The organism is Pseudoalteromonas sp. RWi3 (assembly GCF_054960735.1).
Window position 1 is genome coordinate 811,095 of record NZ_JBHNYL010000001.1, and the last position, 23,056, is coordinate 834,150.

The following is a 23,056-nucleotide window of genomic DNA, read 5'->3' on the forward strand; positions in this document are numbered from 1 at the left end:
CCCTTATTTATAGTTCTCTAATTCTGTTATCGTCCAATAAAAAGAAAGCTTTAGCTTTATTTGTAAAAAGTTTTTAAATATTACTTAACTTTAACCTTGTAGCAAACTTAGAGCAGCTTGAGGCCTTTGATTTGCTTGACCTAATATAGTTTGGCTCGCTTGTTGTAAAATTTGGTTTTTTGTTAAATTAGCAGTTTCAGCCGCAAAATCAGCATCTTTAATTCGTGATTTTGCAGAAGCTAAGTTTTCAGAAATGTTCGCCTGATTTCGTATTGTTGACTGAAAACGGTTTTGGACCGCACCTAGCTCAGCACGCTTTTTATCTACCACTGCAATTAACGAGTCCATGCCAGCAAACACTGCCTGTGCATTTACCTGCGAAGATACGCTAATTCCCGCCGCAGTGAAAACAGAAGAGAAATCAAGAGTCGCCGCAGCTGTAGTACCGTCTATTGCACTTACGCCAGCAGCAAGAGTAGACATTGAGCTGCCGCCTACAGCAGATGCAACCCCTGCAACGCCAGAGATTGTAAATCCACCATTCGCAATCAGTGAATTAGCAGTTCCACCTACATCCTGCATGCTAAAGCCAATCGTTTGAACTGCATCAGCACCAACCTGAAAACTGGCTGAGTAACTACCGTCAAGTAAGTTCTGGCCACCAAATGTAGTATCTGTTGCTATACGATTAACTTCATCAGATAACTGACGAATCTCTTCTTGAATTGCTAACCTATCTTCATCAGTGTTTGAACCATTGGCGGCCTGCTGTGCAAGGGTTCTAATACGCTGAAATGTCGAGGTTATTTCATCCATAGCCCCTTCAGCCGTTTGCGCTAATGAAATACCATCATTAGCGTTACGATTGCCCTGGTTCAAACCTAATATTTGTGACTGTAAGCGATCGGAAATTTGTAGACCAGCAGCATCATCAGCAGCACTATTAATTCGAAGACCTGATGACAACCTTTTAAATGAAGTATCAAGATCATTACCCGTTCTTTCTAACTGTCTCTGTGCATTTAAAGCACTTACATTAGTATTTACAAATAAAGCCATAATAAACTCTCTTCTTATCTTTCAAAGTTAAGTCACCTTGGTTTAGGTGATTTTTGACAAAGTGACTCGTCACAGAGGCAAACCTTAATGTTGCCGAGGCAAAAAACTGCCACTTTGCAGGTTAGTTAATAAACTTACTAAGGTAACAGCAAAGTTCAGGCCAATATTTTCTGAAAAGAGAAAAGGCCCCTGAAAGGGGCCTTTGGAAGATAAGTTTGAGAGTGGGTTAACAAAGCAAGAAATATGGCATAATTCATGCTTTGTATTTCATGTTCTACAAATGTTAGAACGATTCGAATGGATTTTTAGCGCCTCCGCTTTACAATCCTTCTATAGCGCCTTTGTTAATACCCCATTAGACAAAGGCGCTTTTTATTTTAAGTCAATAAATTGACTCATCTTTACTCATTAAAACTAATTATTAACCTAGAAGACTTAATGCAGCCTGTGGACGCTGATTAGCCTGACTAAGGATTGTTTGGCTTGCCTGTTGTAGAATCTGCATCTTAGTTAAGTTAGCCGTTTCTTGGGCAAAGTCAGTATCTTTAATACGTGATTTCGCAGCGCTTAAGTTTTCAGATATATTCGATTGGTTACGAATTGTAGACTGGAAGCGGTTTTGTACAGCACCTAGTTCAGCACGTTTTTTATCTACAACAGCGATTAATGAGTCCATACCAGCCATAACTGCTTGGGCGTTCGCTTGTGAAGATACGCTAATACCACCAGCTGTAAATACATCTGCGAAAGATGTATTGTCAGCTGAAGCACCAACCTGCGTACTAATTGTACCTGATGTTGCACTTAAACTTGCACCTGTAACAGCACTTGCAACACCTGCAATTCCTGACATGGTAAAGCCGCCATTTGCTGCGATAGAGTTAGCAGTGCCACCCACATCTTGCATACTAAAGCTAATATTCTGAACTGCATCAGCACCTACTTGGAAGTTAGCAGAGTAAGTACCATCTAATAAATTTTGCCCACCGAAAGTGGTATCTTCTGCAACACGGTTAACTTCTGACGATAAAGAACGAATCTCTTCTTGAATTGCTAAGCGATCTTCATCAGTATTTGAACCGTTAGATGCTTGTTGTGACAAAGTACGAATACGTTGAAACATTGAGGTTACTTCATCAAGCGCACCTTCAGCTGTTTGAGCTAAAGAGATACCGTCATTCGCATTACGGTTACCTTGGTTTAAACCGTTAATTTGTGATGTTAAACGGTCTGAGATTTGTAGACCAGCGGCATCATCAGCAGCACTGTTAATACGAAAACCTGACGATAAACGTTGGAATGAAGTATCTAGTGCGTTGCCAGAGTTATTTAATTGTCTTTGTGCGTTTAACGCGCTAACATTTGTGTTTACATATAAAGCCATGATGTCTCTCCCGAAGTAAACTTATCATTTACTCTCAAACTTACTCAAATTAAGCAGTGGTTGTTGTTTACAACGCTTTGCTTGGTTAATTAAGTTATCGGTCTACTCGAAAGATCCTTTAGCTTTTTTTTAATTTTTTTTGCTAAAACATGTAACCAACTGAATATAGTGCACTTTATTATTTTTTAATTTAGTCATTTTCCTGAACTATAAAATCTTAACCTAGTAAAATTGTCAGGTAGAAACTTAATCTGCCTTAGCATTAAAATATTATTAATCAATAGGGTAAGAATTTAAATGGTAGGAAAAAACGGAGTAAGGCAAGCTTTTGCCTTACTCTGAGGTAATTATAGATAATCAAATAAAGAAAGGTTAGCAAGTCGGCCAAAGGTTGCCTGTGATGCTTGCAAAGATGTTTCTTGTTTTGTCAGTTCAGTTATCGCTTCAGCCATATCCAGCTCAACTAAATCAGCACGAGATGCTTTATTATTAACATCAAGGTCACTATTTGATTGTGTTATTTTCTCAGCTGTATTTAATCGCCCACCTAAACCGGCTTGTGTCAAAGAGACCTTATTCTTACCATTGTCTAACTGCGTCATGGCATCAGCTAATACTTGTTCATAGTCTTGCTGACTGAGTGTAGGATCAGTTAAACCTGCAATGAGGTCTGTTAGGGTATTTAATATATTCTCTTTTTGCGGTGCTTCAAGGGTAAAATCGACTTGACCTGTAGCGGTAGGACTAATATCAATTTCCATCCCTGCAAACTTAATTTGAGAACCTTCAAAATTACCGGTTTCAATTACAGTGCCTCCTTGCTCGACTTGATAGGTATTTGGTGTACCAGCAGTCGTTATAACATTAAAAGTATTAGCACCTGCTGCCGCACTTGGGTCTGCGTTGTAATTAGCTTTGTGAAATGAATCAAATACTCCCTGTTCACTCACATATACCTTCGCACTTGTTATACCACCTGAAACTACACCATCATTTGATGCAACATTTAATCGTGCGTCAACATTTTCAAACACATCAAAACCGTTATCGCTGGATTTAATATCAACCCCTGCGGCAACCTTAATTTTATGCTGACCTTGGTCACCACCATATTCATACTTTCCGTTTGATGTATTAAATGAATATGTTTGTGTATTGTCTTGATAACCGGAAAAAATATATTTTCCGTCTTCCGTTTTTGCATTCATCAAATCCAACACGCCACTTTGTATTGCCTTTATCTCCTCTGCAATACCTTCACGGTCAATATCCGAATACGCACCATTACCCGCTTGAATTGTTAGCGTGTGAGCCTTTTCCAAAGAGCCTTTTATGTTATCAAGTACACTTTCTTGCGTAGTAAGTCGGCTGGTTAACATAGTAATATTTTTACCATATTGCTCATTCGCTTGAATACGGTCAGTGTAGAGTAATGCTCTTGCTGTAGCAGCAGGGTCATCAGAAGCTGACAGCACACGTTTTTGTGTATTTACTTGCTGCTGTGCTTTGTTTACATTTTGTTGGTTGTCCAAAATATTGTTTATACTATTTTGGAACATTAAATTATTGGATAAACGCATAATTACCTCGCAGCACTAAGTAGTGTGTCAAAAATTGTTCGGGCCGTTGATAATACTTGCGCTGAAGCTGCGTAAGATTGTTGAAAACGTAATAGGTTCGCGGCTTCTTCATCTAGGTTTACACCCGATAACGATTCGTACCACGCTTCTGACTGCTGAGCTAACGCATCAAACGCAGCGCCATTTGTTATGGCTTGATTAGTCACCACTCCAATATCTGTTACTAAGCCTGCATACGCTTCATTAAACGTTTTTAAGTTATCAGCGGTTGCTGAAGTGACAACATTTTGACGAACTAATTCGTCCCCCTGTAATCCAGCGAGCTTCAGTCCGTTACGGTTATCATCAAAGCCACCTTCGTTAAATTCTAGTGTAAAGGTATCCCCTACCGCAGGCACACCGTCAATATTAAAATCGAAACCATATGAATCATAGGGCGCACCGGCTTGCGCCAGCATATTTTCTGCCGGCGGCGTAATTGTAAACGTAGTAGAACCATTGCCATCCGTTACAGTATATTCATTCGCATTTGCAGTTTTCACCAAGCTAATATCACCATTTGCAAGTGCCGGCGGTGTTGCCGTAAAGCCACCTGATGTAACACTGGTGACTGTACCTGGTGATATGTTGGCACTGCCTGTGTTGTTGATATCATCTGCAGTTCTGACTGGTGAGGCAAGTGCCAGTGCATTTGGTCTATCTGTGGCGAGCTCTAATGTTGACGCAGCTTGTGAGTTAAGCTTCAGTTGAAATTGATCCCCCACATTAGCCGCTCCACCTGCCACCTCTATTTGTAAACCATATAATTCAATACCGGGATTGGTTGTGGAATCAACCACACCACCAACAATATTCGCTGTTGATGGACTGCCTAAAGCCTCACCTTTATTATCTATAGCTTGTATTTCAACCGTGTTAGCGGCAGTGTAAGTAATAATGAAGTCACTTGCTGGTAATTCACTCCCTTTGCCAGGTTCAACAGTACCGGTCATGGTTGATGTAGATGTATTAGCTTGGTACGCAAAGGCATCAACTTTAGGTACGGTAAAAATGTCTCCGCCAAGTTCGCCATCTCCATCCATACCTAACTTATTTTGCTCATTAAATGCATCAGCAATCGCCAGCCCCATTTGGCCAAGTTGGTTTTGCGCTGGCACGAGTATGTCATCACGAAAGGCCAATAAACCACCAATTTTTCCTTTAATCGCGTCCGCATCAATTTCAAGCGGCACAGCTTTGCCACCATTCACATCAAGCCGCAGCTCTTTAAAGTCAGGATCAGGGTCTCCCGTCATAGAAAACAGGTTAAATGTACCCTCTTGCATAACAAGTGATTCGCCTGTGCCCATAAATAAAAGCTTTTCACCATTTTGGCCATCAAGCGTTTCAATATCTACAAGCTCTGATAGTTCTCGAATAGCTAAGTCGCGTTGGTTGTAAAGTGTGCTAGAACTACTTTCACTGCGTGTACCGTGTACTGCTGCAATTTGCTTATTCAATGCACTTACATTTTGGATCAATGTATTCGCTTCATCTGAGAATATTTCAAGCTGTTCATTAACAACATTTTTTTGGTCAAAAACAATACCTGACAAGCGGTCCATCTGCTCGATAAGGTTTTCAGCATCCGTCATCACCAATGACCGGGCAACGCTAGAGGAAGGCTGATTAAGGCTTTCTTGTACATTATTAAAAAGCGAGTTAATACTTGTAGAGAGGCTGTTAGACTCTTCAGAAAATAACGTATCTACACGACTTGCTTCAGTGACAAATTGGTCGAAGAACGCTTTGTTTGATGTATCACGGTTAAGTTGTTTTTGGGCAAACTCATTTAAAAGTCTAAATGTTTCACCACGGCCAACTTGATTGTCGACCATGGTCATATGCTCTGTACTTTCTCTTACATAGCCTTTGGTATTTACATTAGCAATGTTTTTACTGGTCGTTTGTAGCAATTCAGAATTTGCTCGAACACCTGAATTAGCAATGTTTAATAAATTAAACGACATGTTAGTTTACTCCTTGGCGAACCAATGTAGCTGCCAGTGATTTAAGATCAGATCTGTTGAGAACCTGCTTAATTTTATCAGCGTAATTGGGATCAGTTGCATAGCCTGCTTTTTGTAAGGAATCTAAAAAGGCAGCAGGTTTTGCTGTATTGTCGAGTGCTTCTTGATAGCGTGGATTTTCATTTAAAAAATCGACAAAATCATTCACACTGTCTTTAATTGAGTCGTAAGCCCTAAAGCTTGCTTGTTTTTTTACTGGCATACCTTGTTCAAATTCAAGCGTGACTTTGCTAGCTTTGGCACCATCCCAGCTGCGATCTGACTTAATATTGAACAGATTGTTACTGCTACTGCCATCCGCTTTGTTAATAATATGCTTACCCCAACCAGTCTCAAGTGCAGCCTGCGCAACCATTACGGCAGGATTTAATCCTATTTTTTCAGCTGCTGATTTTGCATGCTCCCACACGGTGCTAATAAATGACTCTGCATCATCAAACGCCCCTTCGTTTTTATCAGATGCATTCGTTGCGATATCATTTTTGTTTGTCAGTGAATCATTCGAAACACCTGATGCACGTTTATCGCTAGTAAAATTATCAACCGAGCGAAGTACCGAGCCTGGGGTGAACTTTTTCCCATCAGGAGAAAGCTGCTGAACTATTAAATCAGCAAGACCTAAAGAACCATTTGAAGACAACTCAACAGAGAGTTGTTGATCATGCATTTCTTCAAAAAACTTTACGCCACTTGAATTAAACGGGCTGTTTTTATCCTCGAACGCATCATTGGCTTTACGCATACTTTTAAGCAGCATCTGCGTAAAAATAGATTCAAACTGTGCAGCGGCTTGTTTTAGCGCATCTTTGGAAGTGTCACTAGAGGCATCACTTTTTAAGGCACTTTGACGTAATGAGTCTAAGTTCCCTAAATCAAAAAAGTTTTGCTTATCGAGGTGATTAGTATCCATCAGCTTTTTGACACAATAATTAATAATGATATTAACAATGCAATATTTGCGCCAAAGCTAAGAAAGTGTGGGAAGTTGAGGAGTCTAAAAACTCAGACTGATAGAGCACGGCACTCCCTTAGTTTTCAAAACTAAGGGAGTGCTTAAAACTAAATAACAACGAGTTGGCCATTAATAGCACCTGCTTCTTTGAGTGCTTCAAGAATTGCCATCAAATCACCAGGAGCGGCGCCAACCTCATTAATTGCTCTCACTAAATCATCAAGGCTTACACCTGGGTTAAATACAAATGCACGTGAGTCATCTTCATTAACATCAATAATTGTTTGATTGGTTACAACCGTTTCACCCTCGCTTAATGGATTAGGTTGCGATACATTTTGTTGCTCTGCTATCGTAACCGTAAGCCCACCATGGGTAATAGCCGCAGGTTGTAACTTCACATTTTTACCAATAACAATGGTGCCCGTTCGTGAGTTAACAATAATTTTAGCCGACGTATCAGCAGGCTTGAATTCTAAATTTTCAAGTGTTGATAAATACGCCACACGTTGAGATGCGTCACGAGGTGCTAAAACACGAATAGAAGCAGCATCAATTGCTTGAGCACTGTCAGGGCCAACTAAATCATTAATTGTCTGTTCTAAACGCTTTGCGGTAGTAAAATCAGGGCGATTTAAATTAAACGTAATGTAATCACCTTGCATGAAAGGACTTTTAATTGCCCGTTCAATAATTGCGCCATTTGGAATACGACCTACAGTTGGCGTGTTGATTACAACTCGGCTACCATCAGCACCTTCCGCTCCCAAACCGCCTACAATCAAGCTACCTTGTGCAATTGCATACGTATTACCGTCAACCCCTTTTAGGAATGTTTGCAGTAATGTACCTCCGCGTAAACTACCTGCACTACCAATTGACGACACAGTTATATCAATCATTTGGCCCGGCTTTCTAAAAGGAGGAAGCTCTGCATGTACAGCCACCGCAGCAACATTTTTTATCTTTGGTTTTAAATTACTAGCCATAGTAATACCAAAGCTATTTAACATGGCTTTAAAGCTTTGTTCAGTAAAGCGGCTTTGCTCGCCTGTGCCCGGTAAACCAACAACCAAGCCATAGCCTATTAACTGATTTGCTCTTACACCTTCAACCATTGAAACGTCTTTAATGCGCTCTGCAGCGGCACCAAAATGCCAACAGAGTAGGCAAATACTTAAAAAAACTTTAAAACCGTTCATAACCACTTTCCTTTAAAAAGGGAATAACGCACTACTGAAGAACTGAGTTAGCCAGCCGGCGCTTTGTGTCTCTTGCATTTGCCCTTTACCAGAGTATTGGATACGTGCGTTGGCAATTCGATTTGATGTCACCGTGTTATCGGCAGTTACATCTTGAGGCCTTACAAGCCCTTCTAAACGGATAAATTCTTCACCAGTGTTTAATGTAAGCCACTTTTCACCACGGATAACTAGATTACCGTTAGGTAAGACACGCATCACATTGACAGAAATATCACCAAATAAGCTATTAGATTGATTCGACTTTGAATCCCCTGTAAATGAGGAGTCCGAACCAACACCAAATTGAATACTTTCATTGCCAATATTGACTGGTAAGCCACCAAGACCAATAACGGGGTCTAAGCTGGCATTACTTTCTTTATCAGTTTCTGTTTTCGCCGCTTTTGATGCTTGCGTCGACTCTTGAAGCTTAACAGTGATTATATCGCCTGTTCTTAAAGCTTTTTTATCTGAGTAGAGATCATTGGCTGAATAGGTGTCAAATAATGACCCTGTAGGCACAATTTGTTCCGTAACTGGCTCTGGGTACATTGGCGCATAGTAAGGATCGTCTTGAACCACATGGGTATTTTGTGTCGTCACACAACCACTCAATAAACATGCACCACTTAAGGCAATAATAAAAGTACGCATCACATAACCCCTTACACTTTAAAGCTGTTGGTTAACATAGCTAAGCATTTCATCAACCGCCGAAATCACTTTTGAATTCATTTCATAAATACGCTGTGTTTCAATTAAGTTCACCAGCTCTTCCGTCACGTTTACATTAGATGTTTCGAGTGAACCTTGCACAATCGCACCTAAGCCATCAATGCCAGGGTTACCTTGAACTGGTGCGCCACTAACAGCCGTTTCGGTGTAAAGGTTTTGCCCAACTGGCTCAAGGCCTGATGGATTAATAAAGTCACTGATTGTCAATTGTCCAATAACCACGTTATCTGGCTGGCCTGCGATACTAACTGAAACTTCACCATCTTGTGACACCGTAATTGATTGTGCATCGTCAGGTACGTTCATTTCTGGTTGCACAGGAAAACCAGCGCCCGCTGTAACAATTCGACCATCTTCATCGGTGGTAAATTGGCCATTACGAGAATAAGCAATATTTCCGTCAGGCTGAAGCACTTCGAAAAACCCAGGGCCTGAGATCATCCAATCCAATGAGTTTTCAGTAGTAAGCATGTTACCTTGAGAAAAGTTCTTTTGGTTTGCGACAACTTTTGCACCAGCACCCAACATTAAGCCAGATGGCATTTCAGTATCTTGCGATGAACGCCCACCAGGTTGGTTTATATTTTGATAAAGTAAATCTTCAAATACTGCGCGGCTTTTTTTGTACCCTATGGTACTGGCATTAGCTAAGTTATTTGAGATCACCGATATATCGGTTTGTTGGGCATCTAAGCCCGTTTTACTGATCCACAATGCAGGATTCATACTAATGTCCTCTCAATTAGGTTAAACAATGCGCAGCAACTGGGTATGACGTTCGTCAATTTCTTCTGCTGTTTTCATTAACTTAAGTTGTAATTCAAATTGGCGTTGATGGCTTATCATATCGACCATTTCATGCACTGGATTCACATTAGACATTTCTAACGTGCCACTCATAACTTTGACGTTTTGCGATATTTCACAAAATCCACATAGGTCATCAACTAATTTATCTTGCTTTGGTCTAAATAGACCGTCATTACCTTTTTCAAGCTGGCTATTATTAGCTTCAATAACTTTTAGACGATCAACCACCTCTAAAAAGTTTGCCGGCGCCCCTTGGGGCCTTACTTGAATTGAGCCATCATCACTAAACTCCACCTTTTCCACTGGCAATGGCAAAATAATGGGACCACCGGCGCCAACTACTTGGCGTCCGTGGCTCGTTACTAACGCACCATCTGGCGTGATATTTAACGTCCCCACTTTAGTGTAGGCTTCATTGCCTGAAGCATCTTGAACGGTTAACCAACCTTTATCACTAAACGCAATATCAAGGTCTCGGCCAGTTTCAACAACGCCGCCCGAAGTCATGTTTGAACCTGGTCGTTCTTGCATAGAAAACACACGTGTAGGGAGGCCTTCACCAAATGCTTGCATTGACCTTGCTTGTGCAAAGTCGGCCTTGAAGCCTGTGGTGTTGGCATTTGCTAAGTTATTTGCTTTGAGCGCAAGGCCCCGCATACTCTGCTTAGCCCCTGACGCTGCAATGTAAACCATCTTATCCATAACATCGACTCGCGATAAAAATCTATATTAAGTATAAATGCAAAATAAGTGCCACAATAATTTGACACCCCCTTTATTAAATCTAAGATACAAAAAAGGCTGCCATAAAGGGCAGCCTCGGTGTCGGATTATTGCAATGCAGTAAAGCGCTAAGCTATTAACGAATCTGCAGGATATTTTGTTGTAGTGTAGAATTAACTTCTAGTGCACGTGAGTTTGCCTGGAAGTTACGCTGAGCACTAATTAGGTCTACTAGTTCATTAGTCAAATTAACATTTGATTGCTCTAGCGCTGATGAATTAATTGAACCTAACGTACCTGAACCTGGCTCACCAGCAATTGGCTCACCTGACGTTAAGCTTTTCTTCCATGCCGTGTCACCCACTTGTGCTAAACCTTGTGAGTTAGAAAAACGAACCATTGCCACTTGGCCTAAGAAAGAAGTGTCACCATTACTGTATGACGCAACAACCTTACCATCTGTACCAATATCAATACCTGCCAAGCGGCCAACTGTCGCACCATCTTGGTCAAGCGCTTTCACTTCAAAGTTACTCGCATACTGGGTAGGGATTTTATTCGCAGTACCCGCTTCATCACGCCAATTTACTTCAACGTCATCAGGGAAACTAGCACCGTTCGTCAATAAATCTGATAAACCCGCTACACCGCCACCGCCGCCAGGGATCGCTATCGGATTGAAAGTTGTATCTGTATTTGGTGTACCATCTGTGTTTAATGGTAAACCGCTGGCATCAAATTGGAAGGTAGAAATTGGTGTATATGGAGGGGCTGTTTCTTCAGCACCCGCTGGGTTAAACACTTTCTCATCGAGTGTTGCATGAACTTGCCACTCATTCTCGTTACCCGTCACTGCAGCATCGGTTTTCACGAAGAAAAACTGCAATACATGCGGCTCACCTAGTGAATCAAATACTGTTGTTGATGTTGAGCTGTTGTATGATGCACTCACCGTAGGGTCAAAAGTCGTAATTGATGGCGCAGTTGAACGCGAATCTAGATTGAATGAGCTGTAAACGTTTGTTGTTGCACGAGGTGAACCTGACGAATCTGGGATCTGTAGTGCAGAAGACGTACTTAAACTTACCGACGTCGTGTCACCCGTTGATTCATTAACAGGAAAACCCTGCAAAAAGTTACCTTTAGCATCAACGATAAAGTTATCTTGGTTTAACTTAAATGCACCCGCACGAGTGTAAGTAAAATCCTGTGCGCCTAAGTCTTCACTCATGGCAAAGTAACCTTCACCTGTAATCGCTAAATCAAGCGAGTTTTGAGTAAACTTAAGTGACCCTTGGTGAAATTGTTGCGCAACCATAGTGGTTTGAACACCATCACCATTTTTTGTTTTACCCGAACTAAATACAGATGATGCATACACATCTGCAAATTCAGCGCGCGACTCTTTAAAACCAGTTGTGTTAACGTTAGCAATATTATTTGCTGTTACGTCCAAATCTTTTTGAGCGGCTGCAATGCCTGTAAGTGCAATATTGAAGCTCATAATTCACCTCTAATTTATGAATGTGTAGCCGGAAGAAGGCTAACTAATAATTAATTTTTACGCGATTTCTGCTACGTCAGTTAGCCTAACCGCACCTTCTTTAGTATTAATAATGATCCCGTTGGCACCATTAACATTTACGCTTTCAATATTTTTGAAAGTTGCAATGGGTAAACTCGTGAAATCCCCTCCCATTTGGCCCTCTGCTTTTACGGTATATTCACCATCGGGTAATTCTTCACCCTCAGAGTTTTTACCATCCCATTCAAAGCGCACGGCACCAGGAGGTTGTGAACCAAATTCAATTGTACGAACTAATTGACCTGAGGAATCTTCAATCCGTAACGTTAAATTGTCTACCGGCTCTTGGGCAACGATAGTGCCTTTAGCATCTCTACCAGCTGCTAAATCTAGCGAATCAGATTCAAGTAATGCTTGCTTGCCTACTAAAGTTGAAGCCTGTAACGCCGAATTAGATGTCATCGATGCTGCAAGTGATTGGAAGTTACTATTAAGGTTTGAAATACCTTCTGCCATAGTAAAATTAGTCATTTGCGCAATCATTTGATCGTTGTCAGCTGGCTTGCTTGGATCTTGAAATGACAGCTGCTGTGTTAACAAGGAAAAGAAATCTTCTTGTGTTAACTCATCACTCTTTTCTTCAGTCGAAACTTGTTTATCTTGCCACTTTAACGAATCTAGATAAGTCGACGACGTTGCACTGATATCGTTACTCATAACTTTTCCTCAATTACCGCTGCCCAAGCAACAGTGTTTTACTTAACATTTGCTTTGCTGCATCTGCAACTTGCACATTTGTTTGATAAGAGCGTGAGGCAGAAATCATATTAGCCATTTCTTCTACTACGTTTACGTTAGGTTTGTAGATATAACCATTCTCATCCGCACTAGGATGATTAGGGTTATATTCAATCTGTAATGGTTTATCGCTCTCTACGACACCCAACACTTTAACGCCAACAGACGAACCCTGCATATTAATTTGCGATGCTGAAGCTTTTGTAAGCTCTGCAGCAAACACTGGGTGGCGTGCCCGGTAGGTTTTGTCTTGGCTTGAGCTAATAGTATTAGCATTCGAGATGTTACTGGCTGTTGTATTTAAGCGCACATTCTGTGCACTCATACCGGTACCTGAAATATCAAAAACGTTATATAAACTCATGCTTAAGCTCCTTGACTACCGAGGGCTTTTTTAAGGCCTTTAATTTTACCACTCATAAATTGTAGGCTTGCCTGATACTCTAATGAGTTCTGTGTATACAAGTTTCGTTCCACCTGTATATCTACTGAGTTACCATCACCCGTATCTGCTTGATTTGGCGAGCGAAACATTTCTGCGTTACCTACATAGCGGCTTCCACCAGCGATGTGCTTTGCATTGGTCGTTACCATGTTATTGCCGCCCTGCTGGTTGCTTTTTGCCGCTTTTAAGGCGGAGGCAAAATCGACATCTTTTGCTTTGTAGCCAGGCGTATCAGCATTGGCAATATTGGTTGCTAATAATTCGGCACGTTGAGAACGGATCAACATTGCATGGGGATGCACCCCAAATGCTTTATCAAAACTGATAGCCATAACCATCTCCAAAAATTTGACTTGAGTTGATTAATGCAAAAGATGAGCCAGTTTAATTGACAACATAAAGGAAGGAGTAAACTACTAATTTATAAAAAGAAAACGGCGCTGAAAGCGCCATTGTTTAGAATGTAACCATTGTCAAAAAGGTCAGTTTACTTTTTTTGATAAATAATACCGGGGTTACAACGCACCATATCAAACTCAGTACTTAAGCCAGACATAGATTCTGAGGCACCTAAGAAAAGGTACCCCTTCGGGTTCAGAGCTTGAGCAAATTGCGCAATAATTTTCGCTTTGACTTCAGGCGAAAAATAAATCAACACATTGCGGCAAAATATAATATCGAACTTGCCCATCAAAGCATAAGAATCAAGCAAGTTAAGGTGCCTAAAACTCGTTAGCTTTTTTATAGGATCAGTAACTTGAGCCATGCCATTGCCAGTGTCTTTAAAAAACTTTTTACGTCTTTCAGCAGAAAGCCCTCGTGCCAACGCAAGCGAGTCATACTCACCATGCTTGCACATATCAAGCATAGTGTTAGATATATCTGTACCAATGATTTGCGCGCCCATTTTCAATACACCAGGCTGCTTTGCTTGAAACTCAGCAACAGACATTGCTATAGAATAGGGTTCTTGACCAGAAGAACTCGCAGCAGACCATATTTTAAGCGGACGCCTAAGCTCTTTGTGCTCTGGAAACAATTTGCTTTGTAATAAATCAAATGGATACTGATCTCTAAACCACAGCGTTTCATTTGTGGTCATCGCATCAACCACGGCAGCTCTAAGCTGACGCTCATGAGGACTAAGTGTTTTACTCACAAGCTCAGAAAGAGACTCAACCTTAAAGCGCACCATTAAAGGTGCCAGCCTGCTTTTAACTAAATAAAGCTTATTATCACCTAAAACAATACCGCACTGCTGTTCTAAAAACGTGCGAAACTGATCATATTCGCCCTGCTGTAAATGCTTATTTTCCAAAGTAACACCACCTGTTCGAATTAGTCACAATGAACCCACTTTTTCACCGCAGTTGCTAATTCATCTGGATTGAACTTAGCAATAAAGTCATCGGCACCTACTTTTTCAATCATCGCCTGATTAAAAACACCACTCAAAGATGTATGAAGAATAACATGTAAAGGCGCAAGCTTTGGATCAGCCTTAATCTCTGCGGTTAAGGTGTAACCATCCATTTCAGGCATCTCAACATCAGAAATCAACAAACCAACACGTTCAGTAATATCATTTTTGCAATCAAGTTTAGCAATTTCTTTTAATCGAATAAGCGCTTCTTTACCATTTTTAGCTAGCTCTGTTTGAACACCTAACGGCTCAAGTGCACGCTTAACTTGATTACGCGCCACCGCAGAATCATCTGCGATAAACACAATACGTTCACCTAAGTCTTTTTGAATTTCGCCATCGTTAGCAATGTCTGCACTAACTTCTGTGTTAACCGGGCAAATTTCGTTTAAGATTTTTTCTACATCAAGAATTTCAACAAGTTCGTTTTCAATTTCAGTAACCGCTGTTAAATATGAATACCGACCAGCACCAGATGGCGGTGGCATAATTTTTTCCCAATTCATATTCACAATACGCTCAACGCCACCGACTAAAAAGCCCTGCACGGAGCGGTTATATTCAGCGATGATAATAAAACTGTCTTTAATATTTTCAATTGCAGGGCCGCCCACTGCCATTGATAAGTCAATTACCGAAATAGTTTGTCCACGAATATGCGCAACGCCTCGAATATACGAATTTGATTTAGGCATATTTGTTAAAGGAGGGCATTGCAGTACTTCTCTCACTTTAAACACGTTAATACCAAAGCGCTGCCGCCCTTTTAATTTGAATAATAATAATTCAAGACGGTTTTGCCCAACCAGCTGAGTTCGCTGGTTTACTGAGTCTAAAATGCCTGCCATTTCAATCTCCTAAAGAAAGCTTTTAATAAGCGGAACAATAATTGCTTTCTTCTAATAAAGCTACATAACATTGCGGGAGCGTCTAAAATTTGACGCTAAATATTTATACCCTGTTTTCAACAATAAGCATAGTCGAAACATTATGAGTTTGTTAAATAAAAGCCGAAGATACAATGTTTTTTATTTTCTTGCCAGCTTATGCGTGGTTTCACCTGCGTATGGGCAAATGTATAGCAAAGAAAAACTACAAACGTTAGCAGCTTCATACATTAAGCAGCAGCTTCCTGCAAAAAGTGATGAGTATACTCAAATAACTACACTTGAGTTAGACAGCCGTATTGCTGATAGGTACTGCGAAAACGCATTGCAATTAAATACTCCATCAGAGCCCCCATTTAATAGACAAGTTACTGTGCAGCTTAGCTGTGAAGATGTACAAGGTTGGAGCCAATACGTACATGTTAGAATAGTTGAATTGGCCCCCATGGTTGTTGCATCAGAGCACTTATCACGAGGTGAGGTCATTCAGGCGCACCACCTCAGTATAGAGATGAAGCCAAAACATTTTGTCAGAGTACAGCATGTACAAGACACACAGCACCTTATTGGCAGCCGCAGCAAAAGAAATATTCGCAGTGGTTTACCGATTGTTTTAAGCCAATTATGCATGGTGTGTAAAGGCGATAACGTCAGTATTGTTGCGACAATACGCGGTTTAAAAATAAAAACTTCCGGTTTAGCGCTCGAAGATGGTACATTAGGTGAGCAGGTAAGAGTTAAAAATGCGAAATCAGGGAAAGTTTTAAATGCCCGTGTCGACGGTGTTGAGTCTGTGCAGGTTAATATTTAAATTTTCAAATTTATGCTAAAGTATTAAACATAGATGCCGATAAATAGGCATGTGTTGGATTCTGTATAGGTTATAATCATGGTAAGCCAAGTAAATAAAGGTCAGCAACAGGCTAATGTGCTGGCTAACACTAAACAGCAAAAGGTTGATTTGCAAAACAATAATGCAAATACAGCTCAAACAACTGCGCCTAAGGCAACCGCAGACTCGGTTAGCTTAACGCCACAAGCTCAACAATTGAAATCACTCCAAGACAAAGCACAGCAATCTTCTGGTTTTGATAGCAATAAAGTTGCAGAGCTTAAAAAAGCGATCAGTGAAGGTAAATACCAAATTGATGCTGAAAAGTTAGCTAAGAATATTGCAGCGTTCGAGTTTGATGTATATGGCTGATCACAACAGTCTAATTGCATCAAAACTCACCATGCAGTTAAATTGCTTAGTGTCACTCATTGAAGTGCTTGACGATGAACTTACGGCAATTGCATCACGTCGTGGTAATGGCCTTAAAGACATTGCAAAGCAAAAGTTATCCTTTTTAAATACAATCCAGACTCTTGATAAAGAACTCAGTACGCTACTTAATTCAAATGATACTAAGTCAGATGAGGTAGAAGAACTAATCAGTTCTGTTCGCTCGCACCTAGAAACCTGTAAAAAGAAGAATGACATTAATGCCCATGCAGCTCATCAAGCGCAACTAAGCGTTAAGCAACTCAAGGATATATTAATTGGTGCTCCAACATCGATGACTTATGACCAAGGTGGTAGTGTTGTTCATGGCAGTAGTACGTTAGTTCACAACCTAAAAGCTTAAACCTCAGCGCTCACATTGAGCACGTTAACCCCCCTGTTAGCACTTTAGTTATTTACCGGATTTTTAATTTGCTTAATAGTAAGTCACTTTTTTTACTTCTCGTGGTTTGATCTCACCAATATATAAATCGTGTACGCGTTTCATATCCAGTCTCAGCTCAGTAGCATAACTGTCGCCAACTGGGTAACTTTTAATAACTTGCGCACCTTTGATAATGCCTTGGACTTGGCTTTGTAATTGATCGTTTTGCGCGATGCTACCCTTTACAGTCGTTCCTGCGGTAATCTTTTGCCCATACACTTGCTCAGCAAGCTCACGGTATGCTTCGAGTTTAGATGCTTTTAATGCCATTAATGAGCGCTGTGTATCATTGTCTCCAGGTTGAGCACTTATAGGCGCATAACCAATAGCCTTTAATACAGGGTAGCTATCAGGCTCAACGTATTTATACTGAATATGTTTATCAAAAACGCTACTACAACCAGCTAAGCTCACTGTTGCTATAAAAAAGAGTGTTGTACGCATAAGACCCACATTAAACTACAAAAATAATGACTTCTTTCAATGCATGATTAGTGCCATGATATATTCACACCTTGTAACTATTGGTATATTCCTTGCGTATGTAAGTTAATTAAAAAATACATTAGCGTGGAATCTAGCGATGAACAAACTTTTAAACTGTGCCCTTAGTGCGGCTACATGGCTTACCTTATGTGTAAGCTCAGCGTCCTATGCACAATGGTTTGAGTCTACAGGCCATGCAAACATTCAAAATGATGACATTTCACGAGCTAAGTCAGTTGCAATAAAAGATGCGATAACCCAAGCGTTGGTTTTTTCGGGAGCACGCGTAACCTCTATGCAAACCTTAGTCGATGGCGTTCTCACCCAAGACCAGTTAAAAATAAACAGCCATGGTGAAATTCAAAAAATTGAAATGATCAGTGAAGACCGCCGCGGCGACCAATTTGCAGTCACCCTTCGCTTAGACATATTCCCACAACAAGAACAGTGCCCAGCAAGCAGTTTTAATAAGTTTGTAGCCATCACCCAAACGCAACTTAAGCATCGTGAACAAGCCAAACTTGGTCAAATTTTTGACATTAGCAAAGCAAGCAGCGAAAACTTATATAAAACACTGAGTAACTCCCCTATTAGTACACGCCCAACTGCGTATTTTAACTTTCCAATTCGCGTTGGTGAGTTTTTTACACAACAATACGATTACAGCAATGCTTTACTTGAAGAGATTGCCACACGCAGCAACTCGCAATACGTATTACTAAGCCAGCTTGTAGATATATCGAATAGTGAAAAACTCAATAACGATTATGCCTTCTGGCAAGATGAAAGTTACCAACGCGCTTACAATATCGACTTTGTATTATTTGATGGCACCACATACGAACGCCTATGGCAAAAAAGCTATCGCGGAAAAGGTATTTGGCCATTTGAAAAAACAGACCGTATCGATGTATACAGCGAAAACTTTTGGGGATCTGACTACGGACAAACCATAACGGACATAAACCAAACACTCAGCTACGATTTACAAGCTGCCATGGCCTGCCTTGAGACCCAAGGCAAAATTCTACATATTGAAAACGATAAATTGGTTATTAATTTAGGCAAAGCACACGGAATAGAAAAGGGCCAAATACTAAACGTTGCGCACCACAATTACTTAACGGATGCCGCGGGTAATAAAATGCCAAACATGATCACCACACTCAATCAGGTTCAAATTCAGCAGGTTTACCAACAAAGCGCTATTGCACAAAGTATTGATAAACAACCACTGCCTAATATTCAAATAAATGACGTAGTAGAATTGGCTAATCTAGCGCTTTAGTTAGTTGCTGGCACAAACCAGGGTGTTCGCTTAGCCATTTAGCTAATAGTTCAACACCAGCCAAGTGCGGGTAGTGCTTACGTGATGCCATAACAACCGAACGTTGTTGAGTCGGAAATATGGGTAAGTAAATAATGCCTGTGCGCTCAACACATGCAAGCTTTGGCACAAACGTTACACCGTCATCCATCGCCACTAATGCCAGCAATGTTTCTAAACTATTGCCTTGATACTCACTAGAAACATCAACCCCAGCTGCAAAGCAAAATTGTTGCGCCTGATCTTTAAAGCAGTGCCCATCACTAAGCATTAATAAGTTACATGCTTTTAACTCATCCAATGCTATTTTACCGCGATTAGCCAACTTGTTTTGCAATGACAAAGCCACTAAAAAATCTTCTTTATATAAATTAACCGTATGATAAAGCTTAAGTTCAGGCACATCTGCTAATATCGCAATATCAACTTCACCACTATCAAGCGCGGCTAAGATAGTGTGAGTTTGCATTTCAACAAAAGTAAACTGGCTCTGGGTAAATGCTTCTTTCATTGAGGTAAGTAACGTGGGTAATAAATAAGGGGCAATAGTTGGGATTATCCCTATTTTTACCCTACCTTGTAATGGCGTATCAGATGTTGCCGCCTGCTCTTTTAAAATTTTAGCCTGCTCTAGCACTAACTCAACTTGTGGCAACAAACGTTCACCGTGAGTAGTTAGGGTAACTTGCTTGGTAGAACGGTCAAATAAGGTTACGCCAAGCTCTTGTTCTAGTTTTTTGATTTGCCCGCTTAACGTAGGCTGGCTAACAAAACATGCATCAGCCGCTTTACGAAAATGTTTAAAGTGAGCAACCGCTTTAACATATTCAAGATCTTTTAAATTCATAACACGCCTTAATGATAGTTAATACCTATCATATTAATACAAACAAACGATTGGAGCTATTGTAACTTTCACGACATAATGGCTATCAACAAATCAAGAGGAACTAAAAACATGTTAAACAATATTGAAGGTCAAACAATTCCACAAGTTACATTCGCAACTCGCGTAAACGATGAATGGAAATCAGTTACATCAGACGACGTTTTTAAAGGTAAAACTGTCGTTGTGTTTTCACTACCAGGTGCATTCACACCAACGTGTTCATCAACTCACTTACCACGCTATAACGAGCTTGCGGGTGTACTAAAGCAAAACGGCGTTGATGACATAGTATGTGTATCAGTAAACGACACCTTTGTAATGAACGCATGGGCTCAAAACCAAGAAGCACAAAACATTACCTTACTACCAGATGGTAACGGTGAATTTACTGACGGCATGGGCATGTTAGTAGACAAAAATGACCTAGGTTTTGGCAAACGTAGCTGGCGCTATTCGATGCTGGTTAAAGACGGCGTGATTGACAAAATGTTCATCGAGCCAGACTTACCAGGCGACCCGTTTGAAGTATCAGACGCTGACACCATGCTTGATTACATCAATCCTGAGCAAGTAAAACCAGAAGCGGTAAGCATATTTACTAAACCAGGTTGCCCGTTCTGCACAAAAGCAAAGGCATTACTTGAAGAAAAAGGCCTAGTATTTGAAGAAATCACTATGGGTGCAGGTGCATCACTAACAAGCCTTAAAGCTATTTCAGGCCGCGAGACCGTACCACAAGTATTTATCGGCGGAAAACACATTGGTGGCTCTGACGATTTAGAAAAATACTTTGCTTAATTAAGTAATCCTTTAAGCACATAATTAGGGGCATTCATGCCCCTACTTTCACCCTTTGACGTACCTATTTTATTAACTTATTTTGAAAGCCAGTTTTTTAATAAAATTGGTATTGAGGACATCACCATGAAAGAACTAAATACAGATGTTGTTGTAATTGGTGCTGGTACAGCAGGCTTAAGCGCATACCGTAACGCAAAACAACACACGCCTAACGTACTAATGATTGAAGCAGGCCAATATGGCACAACGTGTGCCCGTGTAGGTTGTATGCCTAGTAAACTATTAATTGCTGCAGCTGAGGCTGCTCACTCAATCGAAACCGCACCCGCTTTTGGTGTACACAGCTCAAAACCTACAATCAACGGCGTTGAGGTCATGGCACGCGTACGTAATGAACGTGACCGTTTTGTTGGCTTTGTTGTTGAGGCCGTCGATGACATCCCCAGTGAAGATAAAATTCGTGGCTACGCAAAGTTTTTGGATACCAACCGCGTTCAAATTGACGACCACACAATAATCACCGCTAAGCGTTTTGTTATTGCTACAGGTTCGCGCCCTGCATACCCAGGCGTCTTTAATAACTTTGGCGACAGGCTCATCATCAACGACGACGTATTTGATTGGCAAGACTTACCAGAATCCGTTGCCGTGTTCGGCCCTGGTGTTATTGGCCTTGAAATAGGCCAAGCATTACATCGCTTAGGCGTTAAGGTAAAACTATTTGGTGTAGGCGGCGCTATAGGCCCCATTACCGACCCTGTTATCAAAGATTATGCTAATACTGTATTTGCTGAAGAGTTCTTTGTTGATACCGACTCAAACGTATCTGACATGAAAAAAGTGGGCGATAAAGCACAGCTTACCTTTGAAGATAAAAACGGTCAAAAGCACACGGAACAATTTGATTATGTACTAGCCGCCACAGGCCGCATACCAAACACTGACAAGCTCGGACTTGAAAACACTGGGATTGAGCTTGATGAACGCGGCGTGCCTGTTGCTCACAAGTACACCATGCAATGTGGCGATTCAAACATATTTATTGCCGGGGACGCCAGTAACATGATCCCACTTTTACACGAGGCAAGCGACCAAGGTACTATCGCAGGGCAAAATGCGGGGCGTTTTCCTCATGTTCAAACGGGCCTGCGCCGCGCGCCTATCTCCGCCGTATTTAGCGACCCACAAATTGCCATGGTAGGTGAAAGTTATAAACAAATAACACAACGATTAGGTGATTGTGGGTGTTTTGAAGTCGGCGAAGTTAGCTTTGAAAACCAAGGCCGCAGCCGTGTAATGCTAAAAAACAAAGGTCATATGCGTGTATATGCAGAGCAAGGCACCGGTTTATTTATCGGCGCAGAGTTCATAGGCCCACAAGCAGAGCACATCGCCCACCTATTAGCATGGGCAGTACAAAACAAAATGACCGTACCGCAAATGCTTGATATGCCATTTTATCACCCAGTGATTGAAGAAGGCCTGCGCACTGCCCTTCGTGATTTAAACGCCAAACTTAAATTTGGCCCAGAAATCATCAACCACTGTATGGAATGTGGCCCAGGCGCTTAGGATTTAAATAGTTAAAATAGAATACGCACACCAAAAAGGAAGCCTCAGCTTCCTTTTTTATTTAACAGTACAGGACTTCCCATAAAATGTTAAACAAGCACCTTATCACCATGACTTGGCGGTGTTGAGGTAACAATAAACTCAAGATCAACATCGCCATAATTACATAGCTGATGAACAATTCCCGCGGGCACATGCAAACCTTGCTGAGCGTTTAATACATGAGTCACTGAGTCGACTACTAAAGTCGCCTGCCCACTTAATACAAAAAAGAACTGCTCAGCAAACTCATGTTTATGCGACTGCTCACACGCACCGCTTGGTACACGCTCCTGAATCACACTCAACTTTTCACTTTTAACCAAATGCCAACCATCGCAGTTATTATTCCATTTGTAATGCTCCGCGTTATCTATTGAAATAGGCCTTGTCATTTTTTCGCTATCCCTTAAAAAGCTACTGCGCAACAAGGTAAAACATCACCGTTAAAAATGGTAGTAAATTTAGTTCATACAACAGAACCGCAGATATTGCGCATAGAAATCTAAAACAGTGAAATTGAAGATAAAGAACAAAACTAAAATTGAACGAATTAGCTTCGTTTAATCAATGATTATAGGTCAACTAAAGTTATGATG

24 protein-coding genes are annotated in these 23,056 nt (G+C 40.9%); 6 read left to right on the forward strand and 18 right to left on the reverse strand.

The window, feature by feature from the left end:
- Positions 1–90: 90 nt before the first annotated feature.
- The 15 genes from ACFI4Z_RS03515 to ACFI4Z_RS03585 form a co-directional block, all read right to left on the reverse strand.
- Positions 91–1,059 carry a flagellin N-terminal helical domain-containing protein gene (locus ACFI4Z_RS03515; protein ID WP_462669335.1) on the reverse strand — a complete coding sequence of 323 codons (969 nt, stop codon included), beginning with the start codon at positions 1,057–1,059 and terminating at the stop codon, positions 91–93.
- 421 nt (positions 1,060–1,480) lie between these two features.
- The gene (locus tag ACFI4Z_RS03520; protein WP_462669336.1) at positions 1,481–2,443 is read right to left on the reverse strand and encodes a flagellin N-terminal helical domain-containing protein; all 963 of its coding nucleotides are present in this window, start codon (positions 2,441–2,443) and stop codon (positions 1,481–1,483) included.
- Positions 2,444–2,790: 347 nt separating this feature from the next.
- Positions 2,791–4,023, reverse strand: a complete 1,233-nt coding sequence (flgL, locus tag ACFI4Z_RS03525; RefSeq protein WP_462669337.1) for a flagellar hook-associated protein FlgL — start codon at positions 4,021–4,023, stop codon at positions 2,791–2,793.
- A gap of 2 nt (positions 4,024–4,025) precedes the next feature.
- Positions 4,026–6,032: a flagellar hook-associated protein FlgK gene (flgK, locus tag ACFI4Z_RS03530; RefSeq protein WP_462669338.1), complete on the reverse strand. Its 2,007-nt coding sequence runs from the start codon at positions 6,030–6,032 to the stop codon at positions 4,026–4,028.
- A 1-nt stretch (position 6,033) separates the two neighbouring features.
- Entirely contained in the window at positions 6,034–7,002 is a 969-nt protein-coding gene (gene flgJ, locus ACFI4Z_RS03535) for a flagellar assembly peptidoglycan hydrolase FlgJ (RefSeq protein ID WP_099296779.1), read from the reverse strand.
- A gap of 149 nt (positions 7,003–7,151) precedes the next feature.
- The gene (locus tag ACFI4Z_RS03540) at positions 7,152–8,246 is read right to left on the reverse strand and encodes a flagellar basal body P-ring protein FlgI (protein ID WP_135474804.1); all 1,095 of its coding nucleotides are present in this window, start codon (positions 8,244–8,246) and stop codon (positions 7,152–7,154) included.
- Between the two features lie 12 nt (positions 8,247–8,258).
- On the reverse strand, positions 8,259–8,942 hold the full coding sequence (gene flgH / locus ACFI4Z_RS03545) for a flagellar basal body L-ring protein FlgH (RefSeq protein WP_099296781.1): 684 nt from the start codon (positions 8,940–8,942) through the stop codon (positions 8,259–8,261).
- 18 nt (positions 8,943–8,960) lie between these two features.
- A complete protein-coding gene (gene flgG / locus ACFI4Z_RS03550) occupies positions 8,961–9,749 on the reverse strand; it encodes a flagellar basal-body rod protein FlgG (RefSeq protein WP_099296782.1) in 789 nt (262 codons plus the stop codon).
- Positions 9,750–9,770: 21 nt separating this feature from the next.
- A complete protein-coding gene (locus ACFI4Z_RS03555) occupies positions 9,771–10,535 on the reverse strand; it encodes a flagellar basal body rod protein FlgF (RefSeq protein ID WP_099296783.1) in 765 nt (254 codons plus the stop codon).
- A 157-nt stretch (positions 10,536–10,692) separates the two neighbouring features.
- Entirely contained in the window at positions 10,693–12,060 is a 1,368-nt protein-coding gene (flgE, locus tag ACFI4Z_RS03560) for a flagellar hook protein FlgE (protein ID WP_099296784.1), read from the reverse strand.
- Positions 12,061–12,117: 57 nt separating this feature from the next.
- Complete coding sequence (locus ACFI4Z_RS03565) at positions 12,118–12,798, reverse strand: flagellar hook assembly protein FlgD (protein WP_462669339.1); 681 nt, start codon at positions 12,796–12,798, stop codon at positions 12,118–12,120.
- A 13-nt stretch (positions 12,799–12,811) separates the two neighbouring features.
- The gene (flgC, locus tag ACFI4Z_RS03570; RefSeq protein WP_462669340.1) at positions 12,812–13,243 is read right to left on the reverse strand and encodes a flagellar basal body rod protein FlgC; all 432 of its coding nucleotides are present in this window, start codon (positions 13,241–13,243) and stop codon (positions 12,812–12,814) included.
- Positions 13,244–13,245: 2 nt separating this feature from the next.
- Positions 13,246–13,656, reverse strand: coding sequence for a flagellar basal body rod protein FlgB (gene flgB, locus ACFI4Z_RS03575; protein WP_058559715.1), 411 nt, complete (start codon positions 13,654–13,656; stop codon positions 13,246–13,248).
- Between the two features lie 155 nt (positions 13,657–13,811).
- The gene (locus ACFI4Z_RS03580) at positions 13,812–14,642 is read right to left on the reverse strand and encodes a CheR family methyltransferase (protein ID WP_099296786.1); all 831 of its coding nucleotides are present in this window, start codon (positions 14,640–14,642) and stop codon (positions 13,812–13,814) included.
- A gap of 20 nt (positions 14,643–14,662) precedes the next feature.
- Positions 14,663–15,595: a chemotaxis protein CheV gene (locus ACFI4Z_RS03585; RefSeq protein ID WP_462669341.1), complete on the reverse strand. Its 933-nt coding sequence runs from the start codon at positions 15,593–15,595 to the stop codon at positions 14,663–14,665.
- Between the two features lie 142 nt (positions 15,596–15,737).
- Between ACFI4Z_RS03585 and flgA the strand changes: the two genes are divergently transcribed.
- From flgA to flgN, 3 genes are all read left to right on the forward strand, one after another.
- The gene (gene flgA / locus ACFI4Z_RS03590; protein ID WP_462669342.1) at positions 15,738–16,445 is read left to right on the forward strand and encodes a flagellar basal body P-ring formation chaperone FlgA; all 708 of its coding nucleotides are present in this window, start codon (positions 15,738–15,740) and stop codon (positions 16,443–16,445) included.
- Positions 16,446–16,523: 78 nt separating this feature from the next.
- The gene (gene flgM / locus ACFI4Z_RS03595; protein ID WP_099296789.1) at positions 16,524–16,838 is read left to right on the forward strand and encodes a flagellar biosynthesis anti-sigma factor FlgM; all 315 of its coding nucleotides are present in this window, start codon (positions 16,524–16,526) and stop codon (positions 16,836–16,838) included.
- Entirely contained in the window at positions 16,831–17,262 is a 432-nt protein-coding gene (flgN, locus tag ACFI4Z_RS03600) for a flagellar export chaperone FlgN (protein ID WP_462669343.1), read from the forward strand. Before flgM ends, flgN begins: the two co-directional genes overlap by 8 nt.
- A gap of 72 nt (positions 17,263–17,334) precedes the next feature.
- Here the strand turns inward: flgN and ACFI4Z_RS03605 are convergent, their stop codons facing one another.
- Positions 17,335–17,787, reverse strand: coding sequence for an LPP20 family lipoprotein (locus ACFI4Z_RS03605; protein ID WP_462669344.1), 453 nt, complete (start codon positions 17,785–17,787; stop codon positions 17,335–17,337).
- 139 nt (positions 17,788–17,926) lie between these two features.
- Here ACFI4Z_RS03605 and ACFI4Z_RS03610 point away from each other — a divergent pair, with 139 nt between their 5' ends.
- Positions 17,927–19,117: a flagellar assembly protein T N-terminal domain-containing protein gene (locus ACFI4Z_RS03610; protein WP_099296792.1), complete on the forward strand. Its 1,191-nt coding sequence runs from the start codon at positions 17,927–17,929 to the stop codon at positions 19,115–19,117.
- Here ACFI4Z_RS03610 and ACFI4Z_RS03615 read toward each other — a convergent pair.
- Positions 19,101–20,003, reverse strand: a complete 903-nt coding sequence (locus ACFI4Z_RS03615; protein ID WP_462669345.1) for a LysR substrate-binding domain-containing protein — start codon at positions 20,001–20,003, stop codon at positions 19,101–19,103. The two genes, ACFI4Z_RS03610 and ACFI4Z_RS03615, sit on opposite strands and share 17 nt — an antisense overlap.
- A 111-nt stretch (positions 20,004–20,114) precedes the next feature.
- Here ACFI4Z_RS03615 and ACFI4Z_RS03620 point away from each other — a divergent pair, with 111 nt between their 5' ends.
- Positions 20,115–20,843, forward strand: coding sequence for a glutathione peroxidase (locus ACFI4Z_RS03620; RefSeq protein ID WP_462669346.1), 729 nt, complete (start codon positions 20,115–20,117; stop codon positions 20,841–20,843).
- A 126-nt stretch (positions 20,844–20,969) separates the two neighbouring features.
- Positions 20,970–22,418, forward strand: a complete 1,449-nt coding sequence (locus ACFI4Z_RS03625; RefSeq protein ID WP_462669364.1) for a dihydrolipoyl dehydrogenase — start codon at positions 20,970–20,972, stop codon at positions 22,416–22,418.
- An 89-nt stretch (positions 22,419–22,507) separates the two neighbouring features.
- Here the strand turns inward: ACFI4Z_RS03625 and ACFI4Z_RS03630 are convergent, their stop codons facing one another.
- Positions 22,508–22,852 carry a cupin domain-containing protein gene (locus ACFI4Z_RS03630; RefSeq protein WP_462669347.1) on the reverse strand — a complete coding sequence of 115 codons (345 nt, stop codon included), beginning with the start codon at positions 22,850–22,852 and terminating at the stop codon, positions 22,508–22,510.
- Positions 22,853–23,056 lie beyond the last annotated feature (204 nt).